Origin of the sequence: Mycobacterium sp. IEC1808 (genome assembly GCF_002101935.1) — a bacterium.
Lineage (GTDB): Bacteria > Actinomycetota > Actinomycetes > Mycobacteriales > Mycobacteriaceae > Mycobacterium.
Window position 1 is genome coordinate 211,129 of record NZ_LQPV01000017.1, and the last position, 18,757, is coordinate 229,885.

The 18,757-nt window shown below is 70.2% G+C and carries 22 protein-coding genes and 2 pseudogenes; 4 read left to right on the top strand and 20 right to left on the bottom strand.

Annotation, left to right across the window (positions count from 1 at the left end; all coding sequences use genetic code 11):
• Window positions 1-22: 22 nt before the first annotated feature.
• Together tsf and rpsB are read right to left on the bottom strand one after the other, a co-directional pair.
• A complete protein-coding gene (gene tsf / locus AWB92_RS11625) occupies window positions 23-841 on the bottom strand; it encodes a translation elongation factor Ts (protein ID WP_068186602.1) in 819 nt (272 codons plus the stop codon).
• Between the two features lie 10 nt (window positions 842-851).
• The gene (gene rpsB, locus AWB92_RS11630; protein ID WP_068103464.1) at window positions 852-1,697 is read right to left on the bottom strand and encodes a 30S ribosomal protein S2; all 846 of its coding nucleotides are present in this window, start codon (window positions 1,695-1,697) and stop codon (window positions 852-854) included.
• 266 nt (window positions 1,698-1,963) lie between these two features.
• Between rpsB and AWB92_RS11635 the strand changes: the two are divergent.
• A pseudogene (locus tag AWB92_RS11635) lies at window positions 1,964-2,422 on the top strand (M23 family metallopeptidase); the annotation flags it as partial.
• A 188-nt stretch (window positions 2,423-2,610) separates the two neighbouring features.
• Here the strand turns inward: AWB92_RS11635 and AWB92_RS11640 are convergent.
• From AWB92_RS11640 to AWB92_RS11680, 9 genes are all read right to left on the bottom strand, one after another.
• The gene (locus tag AWB92_RS11640; RefSeq protein WP_085185663.1) at window positions 2,611-3,501 is read right to left on the bottom strand and encodes a tyrosine recombinase XerC; all 891 of its coding nucleotides are present in this window, start codon (window positions 3,499-3,501) and stop codon (window positions 2,611-2,613) included.
• A gap of 32 nt (window positions 3,502-3,533) precedes the next feature.
• A complete protein-coding gene (locus AWB92_RS11645; RefSeq protein WP_085185664.1) occupies window positions 3,534-4,697 on the bottom strand; it encodes a lactate 2-monooxygenase in 1,164 nt (387 codons plus the stop codon).
• A gap of 4 nt (window positions 4,698-4,701) precedes the next feature.
• Window positions 4,702-5,550 carry a siderophore-interacting protein gene (locus tag AWB92_RS11650; protein WP_085185666.1) on the bottom strand — a complete coding sequence of 283 codons (849 nt, stop codon included), beginning with the start codon at window positions 5,548-5,550 and terminating at the stop codon, window positions 4,702-4,704.
• Between the two features lie 33 nt (window positions 5,551-5,583).
• Window positions 5,584-6,735, bottom strand: a complete 1,152-nt coding sequence (dprA, locus tag AWB92_RS11655) for a DNA-processing protein DprA (RefSeq protein WP_085185668.1) — start codon at window positions 6,733-6,735, stop codon at window positions 5,584-5,586.
• Window positions 6,732-8,243 (bottom strand): YifB family Mg chelatase-like AAA ATPase, encoded by a 1,512-nt coding sequence (locus AWB92_RS11660; protein ID WP_085185670.1) that lies wholly within the window; start codon window positions 8,241-8,243, stop codon window positions 6,732-6,734. The genes dprA and AWB92_RS11660 overlap by 4 nt, the downstream gene beginning before the upstream one ends.
• A complete protein-coding gene (locus AWB92_RS11665) occupies window positions 8,243-8,620 on the bottom strand; it encodes a YraN family protein (RefSeq protein WP_085185672.1) in 378 nt (125 codons plus the stop codon). Before AWB92_RS11665 ends, AWB92_RS11660 begins: the two co-directional genes overlap by 1 nt.
• Before the next feature lie 115 nt (window positions 8,621-8,735).
• The gene (locus AWB92_RS11670) at window positions 8,736-8,909 is read right to left on the bottom strand and encodes a 5'-phosphate oxidase (protein ID WP_068128199.1); all 174 of its coding nucleotides are present in this window, start codon (window positions 8,907-8,909) and stop codon (window positions 8,736-8,738) included.
• A 4-nt stretch (window positions 8,910-8,913) separates the two neighbouring features.
• Window positions 8,914-9,729, bottom strand: a complete 816-nt coding sequence (gene fdhD, locus AWB92_RS11675) for a formate dehydrogenase accessory sulfurtransferase FdhD (RefSeq protein WP_085185674.1) — start codon at window positions 9,727-9,729, stop codon at window positions 8,914-8,916.
• 25 nt (window positions 9,730-9,754) lie between these two features.
• Window positions 9,755-10,744, bottom strand: a complete 990-nt coding sequence (locus tag AWB92_RS11680; protein WP_085185729.1) for an NAD-dependent epimerase/dehydratase family protein — start codon at window positions 10,742-10,744, stop codon at window positions 9,755-9,757.
• A 112-nt stretch (window positions 10,745-10,856) separates the two neighbouring features.
• On the opposite strand from AWB92_RS11680, the gene AWB92_RS11685 reads away from it, so the two are divergent.
• Window positions 10,857-11,585, top strand: a complete 729-nt coding sequence (locus AWB92_RS11685; RefSeq protein WP_173817401.1) for a GAF and ANTAR domain-containing protein — start codon at window positions 10,857-10,859, stop codon at window positions 11,583-11,585.
• A 7-nt stretch (window positions 11,586-11,592) separates the two neighbouring features.
• Here AWB92_RS11685 and AWB92_RS11690 read toward each other — a convergent pair whose 3' ends face one another.
• The 4 genes and pseudogenes from AWB92_RS11690 to rplS all read right to left on the bottom strand — a co-directional run bounded on the left by AWB92_RS11690 (window position 11,593) and on the right by rplS (window position 13,938).
• The gene (locus tag AWB92_RS11690; RefSeq protein ID WP_003875077.1) at window positions 11,593-11,898 is read right to left on the bottom strand and encodes a DUF2469 domain-containing protein; all 306 of its coding nucleotides are present in this window, start codon (window positions 11,896-11,898) and stop codon (window positions 11,593-11,595) included.
• A gap of 33 nt (window positions 11,899-11,931) precedes the next feature.
• Window positions 11,932-12,676, bottom strand: a pseudogene (locus tag AWB92_RS11695) (ribonuclease HII); the annotation flags it as partial.
• 2 nt (window positions 12,677-12,678) lie between these two features.
• The gene (lepB, locus tag AWB92_RS11700) at window positions 12,679-13,539 is read right to left on the bottom strand and encodes a signal peptidase I (RefSeq protein WP_085185681.1); all 861 of its coding nucleotides are present in this window, start codon (window positions 13,537-13,539) and stop codon (window positions 12,679-12,681) included.
• A gap of 57 nt (window positions 13,540-13,596) precedes the next feature.
• The gene (rplS, locus tag AWB92_RS11705) at window positions 13,597-13,938 is read right to left on the bottom strand and encodes a 50S ribosomal protein L19 (RefSeq protein ID WP_066930268.1); all 342 of its coding nucleotides are present in this window, start codon (window positions 13,936-13,938) and stop codon (window positions 13,597-13,599) included.
• Window positions 13,939-14,247: 309 nt separating this feature from the next.
• Between rplS and AWB92_RS11710 the strand changes: the two genes are divergently transcribed.
• Complete coding sequence (locus AWB92_RS11710; protein ID WP_085185683.1) at window positions 14,248-15,204, top strand: hypothetical protein; 957 nt, start codon at window positions 14,248-14,250, stop codon at window positions 15,202-15,204.
• Window positions 15,205-15,266: 62 nt separating this feature from the next.
• Here AWB92_RS11710 and trmD read toward each other — a convergent pair whose 3' ends face one another.
• The 5 genes from trmD to AWB92_RS11735 form a co-directional block, all read right to left on the bottom strand.
• Complete coding sequence (trmD, locus tag AWB92_RS11715) at window positions 15,267-15,974, bottom strand: tRNA (guanosine(37)-N1)-methyltransferase TrmD (RefSeq protein ID WP_085185685.1); 708 nt, start codon at window positions 15,972-15,974, stop codon at window positions 15,267-15,269.
• Window positions 15,975-15,991: 17 nt separating this feature from the next.
• Window positions 15,992-16,507: a ribosome maturation factor RimM gene (rimM, locus tag AWB92_RS11720; protein WP_068186640.1), complete on the bottom strand. Its 516-nt coding sequence runs from the start codon at window positions 16,505-16,507 to the stop codon at window positions 15,992-15,994.
• A gap of 12 nt (window positions 16,508-16,519) precedes the next feature.
• Entirely contained in the window at window positions 16,520-16,762 is a 243-nt protein-coding gene (locus AWB92_RS11725; protein ID WP_003878715.1) for an RNA-binding protein, read from the bottom strand.
• Window positions 16,763-16,767: 5 nt separating this feature from the next.
• Window positions 16,768-17,334, bottom strand: coding sequence for a 30S ribosomal protein S16 (gene rpsP, locus AWB92_RS11730; RefSeq protein ID WP_085185687.1), 567 nt, complete (start codon window positions 17,332-17,334; stop codon window positions 16,768-16,770).
• 161 nt (window positions 17,335-17,495) lie between these two features.
• A complete protein-coding gene (locus tag AWB92_RS11735; RefSeq protein WP_068113447.1) occupies window positions 17,496-17,915 on the bottom strand; it encodes a nuclear transport factor 2 family protein in 420 nt (139 codons plus the stop codon).
• 184 nt (window positions 17,916-18,099) lie between these two features.
• Here AWB92_RS11735 and AWB92_RS11740 point away from each other — a divergent pair.
• On the top strand, window positions 18,100-18,757 hold a 658-nt coding region (locus tag AWB92_RS11740), incomplete at its 3' end, for a PE family protein (RefSeq protein ID WP_142282051.1).

An 18,757-nucleotide genomic window follows, 5' to 3' on the forward strand; every position in this document is an offset into this window, starting at 1 on the left:
GCTAGCCGCTCGAGCTTTGCGGTTAAGCCTGGCCCACCTCGAAGCGAACGAACCGCGTCACCGTGACGCCGGCCTCGTCGAGCAGGGCCTTGACGGTCTTCTTGTTGTCGGACACCGACGGCTGCTCGAGCAGCACCGCGTCCTTGAAGAAGCCGTTGAGCCGGCCCTCGACGATCTTGGGCAGCGCCTGCTCCGGCTTGCCCTCGGCCTTGGCGGTTTCCTCGGCGATGCGGCGCTCGCTGGCCACCACGTCCTCGGGCACGTCGTCGCGGGACAGGTAGCGCGCCTTGAGCGCGGCGATCTGCAGCGCGACGGCGTGCGCGGCCTCCTGGCCGTCGGCGCCGCTGTACTCGACCAGCACGCCGACCGCGGGCGGCAGGTCCGCCGCGCGCTTGTGCAGGTAGGTCTCGACGGTGCCGTCGAAGAACGCCACACGCCGCAGCTCGAGCTTCTCGCCGATCTTGGCCGACAGGTCGGCGATGGCCTGCTCGACCGTCGTGGCCCCGGTGCTGGCTGCCTTCAGGGCGTCGACGTCGGTGGCCTTGGACTCGGCCGCCGCAGCGACGATCTCGTCCGCGAGCTTCTGGAACTCGGCGTTCTTGGCGACGAAGTCGGTCTCGGAGTTGAGCTCGATGAGCGCCCCGCCCTTGGCCGCGACCAGGCCTTCGGCCGTGGCCCGCTCGGCACGCTTGCCGACGTCCTTGGCGCCCTTGATCCGCAGCGCCTCGACGGCCTTGTCGAAGTCGCCGTCGGTCTCGGCCAGCGCGTTCTTGCAGTCCAACATGCCGGCGCCGGTGAGCTCGCGAAGCCGCTTGACGTCGGCGGCGGTGAAGTTCGCCATATCAACCTTCCTATGAGGTTTCAGGGGTTGTTTCGGGTGCGCCTCCAGCGGCGTCGGTGGTGGCTGTGGTGGTCGCCGTCGTGGTCGCCGAGGCCAGCAGCTCCTGCTCCCATTCCGCCAGCGGCTCGGCCGACTCCGCCTCGGGCTTGCCGTCGCCGCGGCCCAGCCCGGCTCGGGCCTGCAGGCCCTCGGCGACCGCAGAGGCGATCACCTTGGTCAGCAGCGCGGCCGAGCGGATCGCGTCGTCGTTGCCCGGGATCGGGTAGTCGACCTCGTCCGGGTCGCAGTTGGTGTCCAGGATCGCGATGACCGGGATGCCCAGCTTGCGGGCCTCGCCGACAGCGATGTGCTCCTTGTTGGTGTCGACGACCCAGATCGCCGACGGCACCTTGTTCATGTCGCGGATGCCGCCGAGGCTGCGCTCCAGCTTGTTCTTCTCCCGGGTCAGGCCCAGGATCTCCTTCTTGGTGCGGCCCTCGAAGCCGCCGGTCTGCTCCATCGCCTCGAGCTCCTTGAGGCGCTGCAGCCGCTTGTGCACCGTGGAGAAGTTGGTGAGCATGCCGCCCAGCCAGCGCTGGTTGACGTAGGGCATGCCGACGCGGGTCGCCTCGGCCGCGACCGATTCCTGCGCCTGCTTCTTGGTGCCGACGAACAGCACCGACCCACCGTGGGCGACAGTCTCCTTGACGAACTCGTACGCCTTGTCGATGAAGGTCAGCGTCTGCTGCAGGTCGATGATGTAGATGCCGTTGCGGTCGGTGAAGATGAACCGCTTCATCTTGGGATTCCAGCGACGGGTCTGATGCCCGAAGTGGGTGCCGCTGTCAAGCAGCTGCTTCATTGTTACGACAGCCATTGCCGCCATTCCTTTGTTGTCGGTTGTCGCCCGGCATCGGGTGAGGCCGGGCCCTGGCGCCTGCTGAGATGTCCAACCCTTACTCGGGACCGCTCGACATCCGGTTGTTGCGCAGACACGCGAAGTCAGCCCGTTTACACGGACCGCGGAAAGGAGTTTACACGGTTCAGCCAGGTGCTTTTGTCGGTGCTTGTCCACAGCGCTGGCTGGCCGGATCGGCGGCGCGGCGCTGAACTGATGCGGTGCGGTGGGTGGCGCTGGTGCTGATGCTCGGGCTGGTCAGCGCGGTGCCCGCGGTCGCCGACGACGTGCGGCTGGATTGGCCGCTGCGGCCGCCCCCGGCGGTGGCCCGCGGATTCGACGCGCCCTCGCCCGACTGGAATCCCGGTCACCGCGGTGTCGACCTGCCCGGCTCGCCCGGCCAGCCGGTGTACGCCGCCGGCGCGGCGACCGTGGTGTTCGCCGGCGTACTCGCCGGCCGGCCGGTGGTGTCGCTGGCCCATCCCGGCGGCCTGCGCACCAGCTACGAGCCGGTCAAGGCGGCCGTGCGGGTGGGCCAGGCGGTGACGGCCGAGACCGTGATCGGCTCGCTGGTGGCCGGGCACGCCGGTTGCCCGGCCGCGGCGTGCCTGCACTGGGGCGCGATGTGGGGTCCGGCGTCGCGCGCCGACTATGTCGACCCGCTCGGGCTGCTGAAGTCCACACCGATCCGGCTGAAGCCGCTCGACGGGGCAGCGGCGCATCATCCGTAACAGGCGCCACGGGAGCCTCCGCGGCAGGCGGCACCCTTCCTGCCCGCCTCATAGCGACAACCGGAACGTCGGCGCGCGCAGGCGGAATTGTCGCTATGAGGCGGGCACGTCGGGTGCCGCCAGCTCTAGAGACTTCTGTGACGCATGTGACCTGCGAGCCCTCAGGCGCGTGGGTGGGCCTGGTCGTGCACCGCCCGCAGCCGCGAGACCGCCACATGGGTGTAGAGCTGGGTGGTCGCCAGGCTGGAATGGCCGAGCAACTCCTGGACGACGCGCAGGTCGGCCCCGCCCTCGAGCAGGTGGGTGGCCGCGCTGTGGCGCAGGCCGTGCGGTCCCATGTCGGGCGCGCCGTCGACCGCGGCGACGGTCTGGTGCACGACGGAGCGCGCCTGCCGTACGTCGAGCCGCCGGCCGCGCGCGCCCAGCAGCAGCGCCGGCCCGGACTCGGCGGTCACCAGCGCGGGTCGCCCGTCGGCCAGCCACGCGTCCAGCGCCTCGGCGGCCGGCGCCCCGAACGGCGCGCTGCGCTGCTTGTTGCCCTTGCCGAGCACCCGCACCAGCCGATGCCGGGTGTCCACGTCGTCGACGTCCAGGCCGCACAGCTCGCTCACCCGAATGCCGGTCGCGTACAGCAACTCGACGATCAGCCGGTCCCGCAGGGCCAGCGGATCCCCTTGCTGGGCGCCGGATTTCGCGGCCGCCATGGCCTGCAGGGCCTGGTCCTGGCGCAGCACCGACGGCAGCGTGCGGTGCGCCTTGGGCACCTGCAGCCGGGCCGCGGGGTCCGCGGTGAGCAGGCCGCGGCGCACCGCCCAGGCGGTGAACGCCTTGACCGCCGAGGTGCGGCGGGCCAGCGTGGTGCGGGCCGCGCCGGCGCCGGCGGCCGAGGCCAGCCAGGCCCGCAGGACAGGCAGGCTCAGGCTGTCGACGCCGCGCCCGTCGAGGAACGCGAACAGCGAACGCAGGTCGCCCAGGTACGCCCGTCGGGTGTGCACCGAGCGGTTGCATTGCAGCTTCAGGTACTCGTCGAACTCGTCGAAGATCGCCTCCACGCCCTTACGGTCGCAGGCGCCGTGGGGTGGGCTCAGGTGACGCGCCGGAGCGTTTCCGGGGTGAGATCTTTCAGCGTGGGATAGCCGTCGACGGCCATGATCAGGTCGGCCTCGGCGAGCATGGTGCGCAGCACGTGCACGATGCCGTCGACACCGCCCAAAGCCAAGCCGTAGGCGTACGGGCGGCCGATGCCGACCGCGGTGGCCCCCAGCGCGAGGGCCTTGATGATGTCGGCGCCGCTGCGGATGCCCGAGTCGAACAGCACGGGCAGCCCGCCGGCCGCCTCGACCACCCCGGGCAGGCAGTCGATCGCGGGCAGGCCGCCGTTGGCCTGCCGGCCGCCGTGGTTGGAGCAGTAGATGCCGTCGACGCCGCCGTCCCGGGCGCGCCGGGCGTCGTCGGGATGGCAGATCCCCTTGACCAGCAGCGGCAGGTCGGTCAGCGTGCGCAGCCAGGGCAGGTCGTCCCACGTCAGCGCGTTTCCGAACAGCTGTATCCAGCGCAGCACCGCACCCTGCGGGTCCTCCTCCGGCGGCCGCGCCAGGCTGGCGCGGAACACCGGGTCGCTGGTGTAGTTGGCCAGGCAGTGCCCGCGCAGTTGGGGAAAGTTCGACGTGCTCAGGTCGCGCGGGCGCCACCCGGTGACCCAGGTGTCGAGGGTGACGACGATGCCCTTGAAGCCGGCCGCCTCCGCGCGGTGCACCAGGCTGGCGGCCACCTCCCGGTCGGTCGGTGTGTAGAGCTGGAAGAAACCGGGCGTGTCGCCGAGGGCGGCGGCGACGTCTTCCATCGGGTCGACCGTCAGCGTCGAGGCCACCATCGGCACGCCGGTGGCCGCGGCCGCGCGGGCCGTGGCCAGGTCGCCGTGGCCGTCCTGGGCGCAGATGCCGATGACGCCGATCGGCGCCATGAAGACCGGCGACGGCAGGGTCATGCCGAACAGCTCGACGGACAGGTCGCGCTGGGCAGCGCCGACGAACATGCGCGGGATGAGGCCCCAGCCCTCGAAGGCCGTGCAGTTGGCCCGCTGCGTGCGCTCGTCGCCGGCCCCGCCCGCGACGTAGGACCAGACCGACGGTGGCAGCGCGCTGGCGGCCTTGGCCTCCAACTCGGAGAACACGATCGGAAACTGCGGCACCACCCCGGCCAGGCCCTGCAGGTAGATCTCGTTCTGGTAGTCCCCGAAGTGAGCCATCGCGCTAGGCCCCGGCCTCGGCCTCGGCCAGTTCCTTCTTCCACTGCCGGAACGTCTCCTCGGTGCGGCCGCGCCGCCAGTAACCCGAGATCGACGACGCCCATCTCGCGTCCACGCCGCGCTCCTTGCGGATGTAGGGCCGCAGGTTGTGCATGACGGTCTGCGCCTCGCCGTGGATGAACACGTGCACCTGCCCGGGCAGCCACTGCGCGGTGGTGACCGCCTCGATCAGCGGCGCGAAATCACCGGCGCGATCCTCGGGCACCAGGTCGGCGCGCCCGCCGCGGTAGACCCAGCTCACCTCGACGTTTTCCGGTGCCCTCAGCGGGATCTCGTCCTCCTGGCCGGCGACCTCGATGAACGCCTTGCCAACGGCGTTGGGGGGCAAGGCTTCCAGCGCCGTGGCGATGGCCGGGAGCGCCGACTCGTCGCCGGCCAACAGGTGCCAATCGGCGGCGGGGTCGGGGGTGTAGGCGCCGCCGGGGCCCATCAGATAGACCGGCTGGCCGGGTTGGGCCGAGGCCGCCCAGGTGCCCGCGATGCCGTGTTCGCCGTGCACGACGACGTCGATCGTGAGTTCGCCGGCGGCGACGTCGACGTCGCGCACGGTCATGGTCCGCACCGACGGCTTCTTCTCCGGGGGCAGGTCGGCGAAGCTGTCCAGGGTCAACGGCCGCGGCAACGCCGCCATGTCGACATCTTCGGGGATGAAGGCCAACTTGACGTACGAGTCGGTGAATTTGCTCGGCGCGAAGGTGTCGAAGTGACTGCTGCCCAGCACGACCCGGACCATGTGCCGGGTGAGCTGCTCGGTGCGGGTTACTTCGAAGCTTTGTAGAGGTCGACCTGCCACATATCCTCCTGTCGGGACCCGACCCCCCGTCGACTATACGAGCCGCGCCGTCGAACGCCGGGCCGCGCCGGCGCGGACGATTCGCCACCGCCCGTCGTCGCGGCGCACTAAGCCGGCCATCTCGAGCATCGCCAGCGGCCCGAGCACCTGCTCAGGCGCCAGCGCCGACGCGACGGCGATCTCGTCGACCGTGGCGGCGCCGCGACCGGGCAACGCCTCGTACACCTGCCGCTCGGCGTCGCTCAGCCCGTCGAGCGCCGTGGTGGGGTGCTGCTCTTCGGGCGCGAGCTCACCGATGTGGCCGACGAGCTCGACCACGTCGTCGGCGCGGGTGACGAGCTGCGCGCCGTTGCGCAGCAGCGCATGACATCCCGCCGAGGCCGACGAGGTCACCGGCCCCGGCACCGCGCCCACCACCCGGCCCAGCGCCCGCGCCCAGGCCGCGGTGTTGGCCGCGCCGCTGCGCAGTCCGGCCTCCACCACCACCGCCGCCCCCGCGACCGCGGCGACCAGGCGGTTGCGGGTGAGGAACCGGTGCCGGGCCGGGCGGACACCGGGCGGGTACTCGCTGAACAACAGCCCGTGCTGACCGACGCGACGCAGCAGCCCGGAATTGCCCGCCGGATAAGGGATGTCGAGCCCGCCCGCAAGCGCGGCGACGGTGATCCCCTCGCAGTTCAGCGCCGCGCGGTGCGCCGCGCCGTCGATGCCGTAGGCGCCGCCGGAGACCACGGCGACATCGCGTTCGACCAGCCCGGCGGTCAGGTCCGCGGTCACCTGCTCGCCGTACATCGTCGACGCGCGGGTTCCGACCACGGCCGCCGCGCGCTGGGCCACCTCGTCGAGGCGGGCCGGGCCCGTCGCCCACAACACCATCGGCGGGCCGCCGCGGGCCCGGACCTCGGCGTTGCCGAAGGCGGCGAACGCGAGCAGCGGCCACTCGTCGCAATCGGGTGTGATCAACCGGCCGCCGCGCCCCGCGATCAGCTCGAGATCGGCTGCGGCTCGGTCGATTTCGCGCCGGGCCTCGGTGTGGCGGGCCAGGTCGGCGTCGACCGATCCGCGCCGGACCCGGTCCGCGGCCTCGACCGGCCCCACGCGTCGCACCAGCTCGGCGAGCGGCGCGCAGGGTGGCTCGGCCACCCGGGACAGGTAGGCCCACGCCCGCGACACGTGATCGGTCATCGCCGCACCCCCGGTTGCCGGAAACTGAGTGCGGTGGCGACTTCCTCGACGCCCGGCATGGGCCGGCCGGCCAGGTCGGCCAGGCTCCAGGCGACCCGCAGTGTGCGGTCCAGGCCGCGGATGCTGAGCAGCCCACGGTCCAGCGCCTTGCGCAGCGGTTCCATCGCGGCGTTGCTGGGACGGAACTTTCGGCGCAACAGGGTCCCGCTGACTTCGGCGTTGGTGCGGAATCCGTGTGGCCGCCAACGTTCGGCGGCCGCGTCACGCGCGGCCGCAACGCGCCGGCGAACCTGCGCGGTCGATTCGCCATCGGTGACCGAGATCGCCCCGGCGCGCACGGGATTCATCTGCACCCGCAGGTCGACGCGGTCCATGAGCGGCCCGGACAGCTTGCCCAGGTAGCGGCGTTTGGCCGCGGCGGCGCAGACGCAGTCCTGCGGATCGGCCGGGGCGCACGGACACGGGTTGGCGGCCAGCACCAGCTGGAAGCGGGCGGGGTAGCAGGCCACCCCGTCGCGGCGGGCGAGGCGAATCTCGCCGTCCTCCAACGGCGTTCGCAGCGCTTCGAGGGCGCTGACGCTGATCTCGGCGCATTCGTCGAGGAACAGCACGCCGCGATGCGCGCGGCTGACGGCGCCGGGGCGGGCCATCCCCGATCCCCCGCCGACGAGCGCCGCGACGCTGGAGCTGTGGTGCGGCGCCACGAATGGCGGCCGGGTGATCAACGGCGTATCCGTCGACAGCAGCCCGGCCACGGAGTGAATCGCGGTGACCTCCAGCGCCTCGCCGTCGGAAAGCGACGGAAGCAGGCCCGGAAGGCGTTGCGCCAGCATCGTTTTGCCTACTCCCGGCGGACCGGTCAACATGAGGTGGTGCGCCCCCGCGGCCGCGACTTCGACCGCGAACCGCGCCTGCGCCTGTCCGACGACGTCGGCCAGATCCGCCGTCGGCTCCGGGTCCGTGGCCCCCGCGCTGATTCTCGGTTCCAGGCCGCCGGAGCCGCCGAGCCAGCCTTTCAGTTGCCGCAGCGTGCGCACGCCCCAGACGTCGATCCCGTCGATCAGGCTTGCCTCGGCCAGATTGTCCACCGGGACGACGACGCCCGGCCAGCCGTCGCGTTTGGCGGCCAGCACGGCGGGCAGCACCCCGCGCACCGGCCGCACCCGGCCGTCCAGCGACAGCTCACCCAGCAGCGCCGTCTTCTCCAGCCGCTCCCACGGGTGCTTACGCTGCGCGGAAAGCACCGCGGCCGCCAGCGCGAGGTCGTAGACCGATCCCATCTTGGGCAGCGTCGCCGGCGACAGCGCGAGGGTGAGCCGGGCCTGCGGCCAGTCGTCGCCGCAGTTGGTGACCGCCGCGCGGACCCGGTCGCGCGACTCCTGCAGGGCGGCGTCGGGCAGGCCCACCAGGTACACGCCCGGCAGGCCGGAGGTGATGAAGGCCTCGATTTCCACTGTGGCGCCGTCCAATCCGCGCACCGCGACCGAGAACGCCCGTCCCAGCGCCATCAGCCGATTCCCTGCAGGTGGGTGATCTCCGGGGTGCGCTTGCGCCCGACCCGCACGCCGATCACGTCGATGCGCAGCGCCGCCCAGCGCTCGTCCTGGCCGGCCAGCCAGAGCCCGGCCAGCCGACGCAGCCGCCAGACCTTCCGCGGGGTCACCGCGTAGGCGAGCCCGCCGTAGCCGTCCCCGCTGCGGGTCTTCACCTCGACGAATACCGCGGTGCGGGTGGCGTCGTCGGCGGCGATCACGTCCAGCTCGCCGTAGCGGCAGCGCCAGTTGCGGCCCAGGATCCGCAGGCCCATCCGGGTCAGATAGTCCACGGCGAGCGCCTCGCCCATCGCGCCCAGCTGCACCCGGGTCATTGTCTGTTCGGTCGTCATGCGAGCCACCGTTCCCGGCGGCGCTGACACGCACGGGCCCGGCGGCGGCCATGGAGCTCAGTGCAGCCGCGGGCTATCCCCAGTCAGGCGTCCATCCACAGCGGCGTACCGCCGGCTAGCCCCAGTGCGGGGGCACGTCGTTGCCCGGGCAGTCGGCGGACCGGCAGTGCACCTCGCGCACCCGCCTGCCGGTGACGTTGCCGTCGCTGTCGTAGGTGTACTCGACCGTGGCTTCGGCCTCGCGCCGACAGGCGGGGCAGGTCGCCATTTCCGTCTTGAACCGCGACATGGCCCTACCCGATCCGGTCCGCCCGCGTGTAGACGTTCATCGAGTCCTCCCGCAGGAACGCCACCAGTGTGATGCCGGACTCCTCGGCCAGCGACACGGCCAGCGACGACGGCGCCGACACCGCGGCCAGCACGGGAATGCCCGCCAGCACGGCCTTTTGCGTCAGCTCGAACGAAGCCCGGCCGCTGACCAGCAGCACGCAGCCCTGCAGCGGAACCCGCCCGTGTTCCAGCGCCCAGCCCACGACCTTGTCGACCGCGTTGTGCCGGCCGATGTCCTCGCGCACCACCAGCGGTGTGCCGTCGGACCGGAACAACGCCGCCGCGTGCAGCCCACCGGTGCTGTCGAAAACCTTTTGCGCGGAGCGCAATTGGTTCGGCATCGCCTTGAGCGTCGCCGCGGTGACAGTCGCGGGATCCGTGCCGGGCGAGAACCGGCCGATCAACCGCACCGCGTCCAGGGACGCCTTGCCACAGACCCCGCACGACGAGGTGGTATAGAAGTTGCGGGTGACGTCGATGTCCGGCGGCGCCACCCCCGGAGCCAGCGTCACGTCCAGGACGTTGTAGGTGTTCGGTTCGGTGCGCCCGTCGCAGTAGCGGATGGTCCGGACGTCCTCGCGGCCACCGATGACCCCTTCGGTGAGCAGAAAGCCTTGCGCCAGTTCGAAATCCGAGCCGGGCGTGCGCATTGTCACCGTGACCGGCGCGCCGTTGACGCGAATCTCCAGCGGCTCCTCGACGGCCAGGGTCTCGGGTCGGGTGACGGCGCGGTCGGCGGTGAGATGCCGCGCGCGGCGGCGCGCCGTTACCTGGCCCACGCGCTCAAAACTACCCTGGCGCCCCTCACACCGCCTCGGCCAGCGCCGCCAGCGTTTCCGCCGACGAGTGGACCGGCCGCCACCCGAGCAGGGTCCGGGCCTTGTCGGTGTCCATCACCACCGACGTCCGCGCGGAGTGCAGCCATTCCAGCATCGACGGGACGAACGGCACCTTGGAAATCGCCGCCGACGCCGCCGAGGCGGCAATCGCGGGAACCCGCACGGGCCGGCCACCGAGCGCCTTGGCCACCTCCGACACCGTCACCACGCCGTCGCCGGCGATGTTGTACGCCCCCGGCGGCGCCGGGGCCGTCGCGGCCAGCGCGATCGCCTCCGCGACGTCGTCGTGGTGCACCAGCTGCAGCGGAATCCCCGGATCCGGCACGACCGGCTTCAGGATCGGCGCCACCTTGCTGACGGCACGCACCGGCGCGGGCAGCTGGTTCCAGGGCATCGCGTCGGCCAAAGCCGTCGCCCGGGGCCCCGCGACGATGCACGGGCGCAGCACGAACACCTCCAGCGACGAGCCCTTGGTGATGTCGGCGAGCAGCGCCTCGCACTCGGCCTTCTGCGCCGAGTAGTAATGCTCGGCGGTCCCGCGCGTCGGGACGTCCTCGGTCAGCGGGACGGGGTTGTCCGAGTGGTAGCCGTAGGCCGCCACTGACGAGGTGTAGACCAGGCGCCGCGGTCGCTGGGCGGCGGACCCCGCAACCGCTGCCTCGAACACGTTGCGGGTGCCTTCCAGGTTGATGCGTTGGCTCTCGTCGCGCGAGCCCATGATGATGAACGCCAGGTGGACCACCACGTCCGCCTCGGCCACCAGGGCATCGACGGCCTCCCGGTCGGTGATGTCGCCCTGCTGGTAGGTGGTTTTCTGCCAGCCGCACGACACTGGGTCGAACGGCCGGCGCGCCATCCCGATGATCTTCTCCACCGCTGGCTCGCGCTCGAGCGCCGTCACCGCCGACACGCCGATCTCCCCGGTTGGCCCGGTCACCGCCACTGTCAGTCCCACCCGGGTGAGCTTCCCTTCGGAACCGTCGACCAAACCGCGCTCGCAAAAGTCGCATGCCGATACTCTCGACGAAGAATCACGAGCGGGAACGGGGCAAAGCGTGGCAGACGACATGAGTTCGGCACCGGGCGGGGAGAAGGCCGACCCGGCGACCGTCTTCGCCGCCCTGGCCGAAATCATCTATCAAGGCTCGGACGCCAAGCAGATGTACGCGGCCATCTGCATCGCCGCGACGCTGACCGTGCGCGGCTGTGACCACGCCAGCCTGCTGGTACGCGACGGCGACCGCTACGTCACGGTCGGCGCCAGCGACCAGATCGCGCAGCACATCGACGAGATGGAACGGCGTTCCGGCGACGGCCCGTGCATCGACGCGATCGAGGAGGAGACCCCCCAGATCGAGCCCGACCTGACCACGCCGTCGCTATGGCCCAAGCTGGCCGCCGTCCTCGTCGAGGAGACACCGGTGCGCGGGGCCATGGGCTTTCGGCTCCTGGTCGACAAGCGCAAGGGGGCCGCGCTCAACCTGTTCAGCGACACTCCCAACGTGTTCGACGCCGAATCCGCCGGCCGGGCGGCGGTGCTGGCGTCGTTCGCCAGCGTGGCCATCAACGCCGTCGCCAAGGGCGAAGACGCCGCGAGCCTGCGCCGGGGGCTGATGAGCAATCGCGAGACCGGCAAGGCGGTCGGCATGTTGATGCTGCTGCACGACATGACCGAAGACCAGGCGTTCGACCTGCTGCGCCGGCATTCTCAGGCGCTGAACATCAAGCTGGCCGAGGTGGCGCACGCCGTCATCGAAAACCGCGGCCAATTGCCGGTCAGCGGCGAAACGAGTTAGCCGGGGGCTACTCCGGCAGCCGCAACTCGGGCTTCTCGACCTCTTCGATGTTGACGTCCTTGAAGGTGACCACGCGGACCTGCTTGACGAAGCGGGCCGGTCGGTACATGTCCCACACCCACGCGTCGGACAATCGCAGCTCGAAGTACACCTCGCCGTCTGCGTTGCGCGGCGTCATCTCCACGCTGTTGGCCAGGTAGAAACGCCGCTCGGTTTCCACGACGTAGCTGAACTGGCCGACGATGTCCTTGTATTCGCGGTACAGCGAGAGCTCCATCTCGGTTTCGTACTTTTCGAGATCTTCTGCACTCATCTGCTCAAACGTCCTTCTGCATGACGTGGGAACCTGGTCCCATCTTTCCTCACCGGTATTCGCCAGGCTCGGCCGGAGGGTCCGGTTTGCACTCCGCCACCACGCGCCCACCGGATCCGCCAGGCCCTGAAGCCACCCGGCGGACGTTGATGAACGAATAGCGGTGCTGGGCGCAGGGGCCGAGCTCGGTGAGCGCCGTCGAATGGGCCGGCGTGCTGTAGCCCTTGTGGTCGGCGAAGCCGTAGCCGGGGTGATCGGCGTCCATCGCGACCATCAGCCGGTCGCGGCTGACTTTGGCCAGCACGCTGGCCGCGGCGATGCACGCCGCCACGGCGTCCCCGCCGACCACCGGCAGCGACGGCATTGGCAGGCCGGGCACGCGAAATCCGTCGCTCAGCACGTAGCCGGGGCGCACCGGCAGGCCGGCCACCGCGCGGCGCATGCCCTCGATGTTGGCCACGTGCACGCCGCGCCGGTCGACCTCCTCCGACGGGATGAAGACCACGTGATACGCCAGCGCATACCGCCGGATCAAGGGGAACAGCTTCTCCCGGGCCTTCTCGGTGAGCTTCTTCGAATCATCCAGGGCCGCAAGGCTTTCCAGTCGACTCGGGCCGAGCACGCAGGCCGCCACCACCAGCGGGCCGGCGCAGGCGCCGCGGCCCACCTCGTCCACCCCGGCGACCGGGCCGAGGCCGCTGCGATACAACGCGGACTCCAGCGTGCGCAATCCGGACGACTTGCGGATGACGGTCCGCGGCGGCCACGTGGTGGCCATGGCTACTGACTCTGCTGGGGGTTCACCGACCCGACGCCACCCCACCGCGACGGCGGCCACACGATGAATTGGGCCTTGCCGATGACGTTGGCTACCGGCACGGTTCCCGAATTCGGGTCACCGGTGCACAGGATGCCCTTGAGGGCTTCGATCGGGACGCTGGTGCAGTGGGCGCGGGAATCCGCCGAGTGGGTCCGGTTGTCCCCCATCACCCACAGCCGCCCCGGCGGGACGGCGACGGGCCCGAACTCGCTGCCCAGGCACGGGTACTTCGACGGGTCGGCCATCATCGTGGTCGGATCCAGATACGGCTCCTTGAGCGGCTTGCCGTCGACGGTCAACCCCGTTTCGGCCCGGCACTGCACCGTCTGCCCGCCCACCGCGATCACCCGCTTGACCAGGTCATTCTCGTCGGGCGGCACGAAGCCGATGAACGACAGCGCGTTCTGCGCAAAGCGCAGCGCGGTGTTGTTCGAGCGGATCGACTTGTAGCCGGCGTTCCACGACGGCGGCCCCTTGAAGACGATCACGTCGCCGGGCCGCGGCTGGCCGAACCGGTAACTCAGCTTGTCCACCATGATCCGGTCGCCGACGCAGCCCGTGCACCCGTGCAGCGTGGGCTCCATGGATTCCGACGGAATCAGGTAAGGGCGGGCGATGAACGTCAGCATGACGTAGTAGAGGACCACGGCGATCACCGCGAGCAGCGCGAGTTCGCGCAGCGTGGACTTCTTCTTGCGCCCCGACTCGGCCGCTTCGGGTTCCGAGGCTTCGGAGGGCGTGTCGGGGTCGGCGGTGGAGACCTTCGGCTCTGGCTGACCAGCGTCGGACTGGCGCTCGGGTGAGTCCGGGGTATCGGTCACGAGATCAGCGTAGCCAGCACGGTTCGTGGCCGCAGACCTGCTCCGAACGGGGCCCGGTCAGCGCTTTTCCTTGATCTTGGCCTTCTTGCCGCGGAGTTCGCGCAGGTAGTACAACTTGGCGCGGCGGACGTCGCCACGGGTCACCACCTCGATGTGGTCGATGTTCGGAGAATGCACCGGGAAGGTGCGCTCGACGCCGACGCCGTAGCTCTCCTTGCGCACGGTGAACGTCTCGCGGATGCCTCCGCCCTGTCGGCGGATCACCACGCCCTTGAACACCTGGATACGCTCCTTGGCGCCCTCGATGACCTTGACGTGCACGTTGATGGTGTCGCCCGGGCTAAAGGCCGGGATGTCGTCGCGCAGCGACGTCTGGTCGACGAAGTCCAGCCGGTTCATCGTACGAACACTCTTCCTTGCGGTCGCGGCCTGCGACGGCTGCCCACACGCGGGCGTGGGGCGGTCATCAAGCCGATGGTTTTCGGGCTTTTAGTGCGCATCTCGCAGCCGCCGGGAAACGCCCGGCGCGCTAGTGGGTTCGAGACAACTGAACAATTGTGCCAGACGGCCCGCGTGCATTGAAAATCACAGGTAAACCATGCGGTTCAAAACGCGCCAAAGGCGCTGGTGAATGGTACACATGACTCGGGCCGAAACGGCCCGGCCACGTGCAGGTTTAACGTCCCAGGACGCCAAGGAGACCGACACATGCGTACCCGCCCGCTCGCCGTGCTCGCCGCCGTGGCGGCGGTGACGCTGGTGCTGGCCGGGTGCGACGAGGCGTTGGTGGAGCCGCAAAGCCTCGGAAAGCCGTCCGCCGGACCCGCGCACAGCGAGCCGGTTCGGCAGTCTCAGGTGCAGCCCGAGACGGTTCAGCTGCTGCTGGACACCGTGCCGATGCACGGGCCGCCCCAAGCGCTGTCCGGCACGGTGTTCGGCGGGCTGCCGGCGCGGATCCAGCAGGCCATCGACGAGGCCGCCGGCGCCGGGGCCACGCTGTCGGTCGCGGTCCTGGACCGCAAGACGCATGAGCTGGTCTCCAACGGCAACAGCCAGATCATCGGCACCGCGTCGGTGGCCAAGCTCTTCATCGCCGACGACCTATTGCTGGCGGAGTCGCAGGGCAGGGCCGCCTTGTCCCCCGAGGACCGCCAGGCCCTGGACGTCATGTTGCAGTCGTCCGACGACGGCGCCGCCGAGAAGTTCTGGGGCCAGGGCGGCGGCGACAACATCATCACCCAGGTCGCGAGCCGATACGGCCTGTCGTCCACCACCCCGCCCAGCGACGGGCGCTGGTGGAACACGATGAGCTCGCTGACCGACCTGATCCACTACTACGACGCGCTGCTCGACGGCACGGGCGGGCTGCCGAAGTCGCGGGCCAGCGTCATCGTCAACGATCTGGCCCGGTCCACCCCGACCGGCGCCGACGGCTACCCGCAGCGGTTCGGCATCCCCGACGGCCTGTACGCCGAACCGGTGGCGGTCAAGCAGGGCTGGATGTGCTGCATCGGCGCCGACTGGGTGCACCTGTCGACCGGGGTGATCGGCGCCGATCACCGCTACGTGATGGTGGTCCAGTCGCTGCAGCCGTCCGACGACGCCACCGCCCGGCAGACGATCACCCAGGCGGTCAAGACGATATTTCCCAGCGGCCGGATCTGACACCCGGCTCCTTGCGCGACCAGACGCAAAAAGCCCCTGATCTTCGGCGTGTCGCGGGGCTTTTACGTCTGCTCGCGCTCCTGCTCGCCCAAGAGGTCCGGGCGGCGCTCGCGGGTGCGCCGCAGGGAAACCTCGCGGCGCCACGCCGCGATCCGCCCATGATCGCCGGACAGCAGGACCGCGGGGACGTCCAGCCCGCGCCAGCTCGGCGGCCTGGTATAGCTGGGCCCTTCCAGCAGCCGGTCCAGGGCGGGCGAGTGCGAATCATCCTGCAGCGACGCGGGATTGCCCAGCACCCCGGTGAGCAGCCTGAGCACCGCTTCGATCATCACCACGGCCGCCGATTCCCCGCCCGGCAGCACGTAGTCCCCGATCGAGACCTCCTCGACCCGCATCCGCCGCGCAGCATCGTCGACGACCCGCTGGTCGATGCCCTCGTAACGTCCGCACGCGAACACCAGGTGCTTCTCGGTGCTCCAGCGCTGGGCGGTCGCCTGCGTGAACAATGCGCCGGCCGGGGTCGGAACCACCAAAAGCGTTTCAGCCGAACAAGTCTCGTCCAGCGCCTCGCCCCAGACCGGGGCCTTCATCACCATCCCGGGTCCGCCACCGTACGGCGCGTCGTCCACCGAGTGGTGGACGTCGTAGGTCCACCGGCGCAGGTCGTGCACGTTCAGGTCGACCAGGCCGGACGCAATCGCCTTGCCCGGCAATGACTGTCGCAGCGGATCCAGATAGGCCGGGAAGATCGTGATGACATCTATTCGCATTGGGGCGCACCTGCTCCCTACAGTTCCAGCAGGCCCTCGGGCGGATCGATCTCAATCAGCCTGTCGTCCAACGAGACCGACGTGACGATCGCGCTGACGAACGGCACCAGGAGCTCGCCGGAATCCCGGCGCACCGCCAGCAGCTCACCCGCCGCGGTGTGCAACACCTCGGCGACGACGCCGACCTCCAGCCCCGAGATCGTCCGGACGACAAGGCCTTCGAGCTGGTGGTCGTAGTAGGTGTCCGGCTCGTCGATCGGCGGCAGCTCGTCGGAGTCCACGACGAACAGGCTGCCCCGCAGCGCGTCGGCGGCGTCGCGGTCGTGCACGCCGGCCAATCGCACCAGCAGCCGCCCACCGTGCTCGCGGGCCTGGTCGACGACGACGCTGCGCTCCTCGCCGCTACGGGAGTTCTTGGCGCGCAACGTATTACCCGGAGCGAACCGTGCCGCGGGGTCGTCCGTGCGGACTTCCACCACCACCTCGCCGCCGATGCCGTGCGCCTTGACCACGCGCCCGACCGTTAACTCCAAGGGAGCGCTCCGCTACTGGTCGGTGTCCACCACGTCGACGCGGATGCCGCGGCCGCCGATGCCGGCGACCAGCGTGCGCAACGCGGTCGCGGTGCGTCCGCCGCGACCGATCACCTTGCCCAGGTCGTCGGGGTGGACGTGCACCTCCACGGTGCGCCCACGCCGACTGGTGACCATGTCCACCCGGACATCGTCGGGATTGTCGACGATCCCGCGGACCAGGTGTTCGACAGCGTCAACGACGACGGTGCTCACCGCGGTCAGCCTTCGGTCGGTGCGTCGGCAGGCGCGGCCTCAGCGGCCGGCTCGGCGGGGGCCTCGGCGGTCGGTTCGGCGGCCGGCTCGGCGGGAGCCTCGGCGGCGGGCTCGGCAGCCTCTTCAGTGGCTTCAGTGGCTTCAGGGGCCTCGGCGGCCTTGGCGGCCTTCTTGGCCCCTGAAGTTGAAGCCTTCTTCTTCGGCTTGGCGGCCTCGGTGGTGGGCGCGCCGTCGGCCTCGGCCAGCGCGGCGTTGAACAGCTCCAGCTTGGACGGCTTGGGCGGCGCGGCCTGCAGGCTGCCCTCGGCGCCGGGCAGCCCCTTGAACTTCTGCCAGTCGCCGGTGATCTTCAACAGCTTGAGGACCGGCTCGGTCGGCTGGGCGCCCACCGAAAGCCAGTACTGGGCGCGCTCGGAGTTGATCTCGATCAGGCTCGGGTCTTCCTTCGGGTGATACCGGCCGATGACCTCGATCGAGCGGCCGTCGCGGCGGGTCCGAGCGTCGGCGACGGCGATGCGGTATTGCGGATTGCGGATCTTGCCAAGCCGGGTCAGCTTGATCTTCACAGCCATGGTTAAGCGACTTCTCCTAGATGTGTCACGCTGCAATTCAGCGACCCGGGCGGGATGCCGGGGTCCGGTTTTGCCTCGCGTGTGTGACCACCGGGCGGCCGTAATCGCGCGGCGGACAGCCGCCCATTGTGCCAGAACAGGGCCGCGCGCCAGAAATCCAGCTACATCACCTTCTGGAAGACTTTCGTCTCCACCCGGCGCGTCATCCGCCAGCCCTCGGCAGTCCGCACGAACTCGTCGTCGTACCAGAGCCCGCAAAACAGCGCCTGGTCGCTCTCGCCCGGCAGCACCATCGGGTTGAAGCAGATCACCCGAGACGAGGCGGTGTCGCCATCGATGCGCACCGAGAAGTTCCCGAGCATGTGCGCGTACACCGGGAAGGTCGGCAACACCTCGGACAACCACTTCTTCACCTCGGGGAAATGGCCGTCGATGCCCCCCAACGCCCGGTAGTCGATGTAGGCGTCGGGCGTGAAGACCTCGTCCAGGTCGTCGAATCGGCGGTTGTCGATGGCAGTGGAGTAGTCCACCAGCAGCTGCTGGATCTCTAAGCGGTCGGAAATCTCTTCCAGGCTCAACATGGCTTGATTGAACACGACGGAACGGCAATCTGTTCAGCGACGTCAGCCAACAGCCCCGCCAGTAATTCCGCCCGCCGGCGTTGGATACCGAAAGTTCGGCTAATCCTTGTTGAATCATGCCAAATAGATGTAATACTCCGAGGTCACGGACTATCGGTAGCCGGCGTTTGGGCGGAGGCTCGCTATGTCGTACGTCATCGCAGCGACGGACGTGTTGACGGCGGCCGCAGCGGATGTGGCGGGCATCGGCTCGTCGCTGACCGCGGCCAGTTCGGCGGCCGCGACCCCGACCTCCGCGGTGCTGGCCGCCGCCGGCGATGAGGTGTCGTCGGCGATCGCGTCGTTGTTTTCCGGGCACGGTCAGCTGTTTCAGGCGCTGAGTGCCCAGGCGGCGGCGTTTCACGAGCAGTTCGTCCAGGCGTTGGCCGCGGGCGCGGGGTCCTATGCCAGCGCGGAGGCCGCCAACGTTGCGGCGTTTGCGGCCAGTCCGGCGCAGACGATCGGGCAGGACGTCCTCAACGTGATCAATGCGCCCTTCCTGGCGCTCACCGACCGTCCGCTGATCGGCAACGGCGCCAACGGGATGCCGGGGACGGGGCAAAACGGTCAGGGTGGCGGGTGGCTGTTGGGCAATGGCGGCGCCGGTGGCTCCGGCGGGCCCGGCCAGGCCGGCGGTAATGGCGGCCCGTCGGGGCTGCTGGGCTACGGCGGGTCCGGCGGGGCGGGCGGCCCGGGCACAGCGACCATGGCCGCCGGGGCCGGTGGGGCCGGCGGCAATTCCGGCGACCCGCTGTTGGGCCGGGGTGGGGCCGGCGGCGCGGGCGGATTCAACGCGTTCTTCC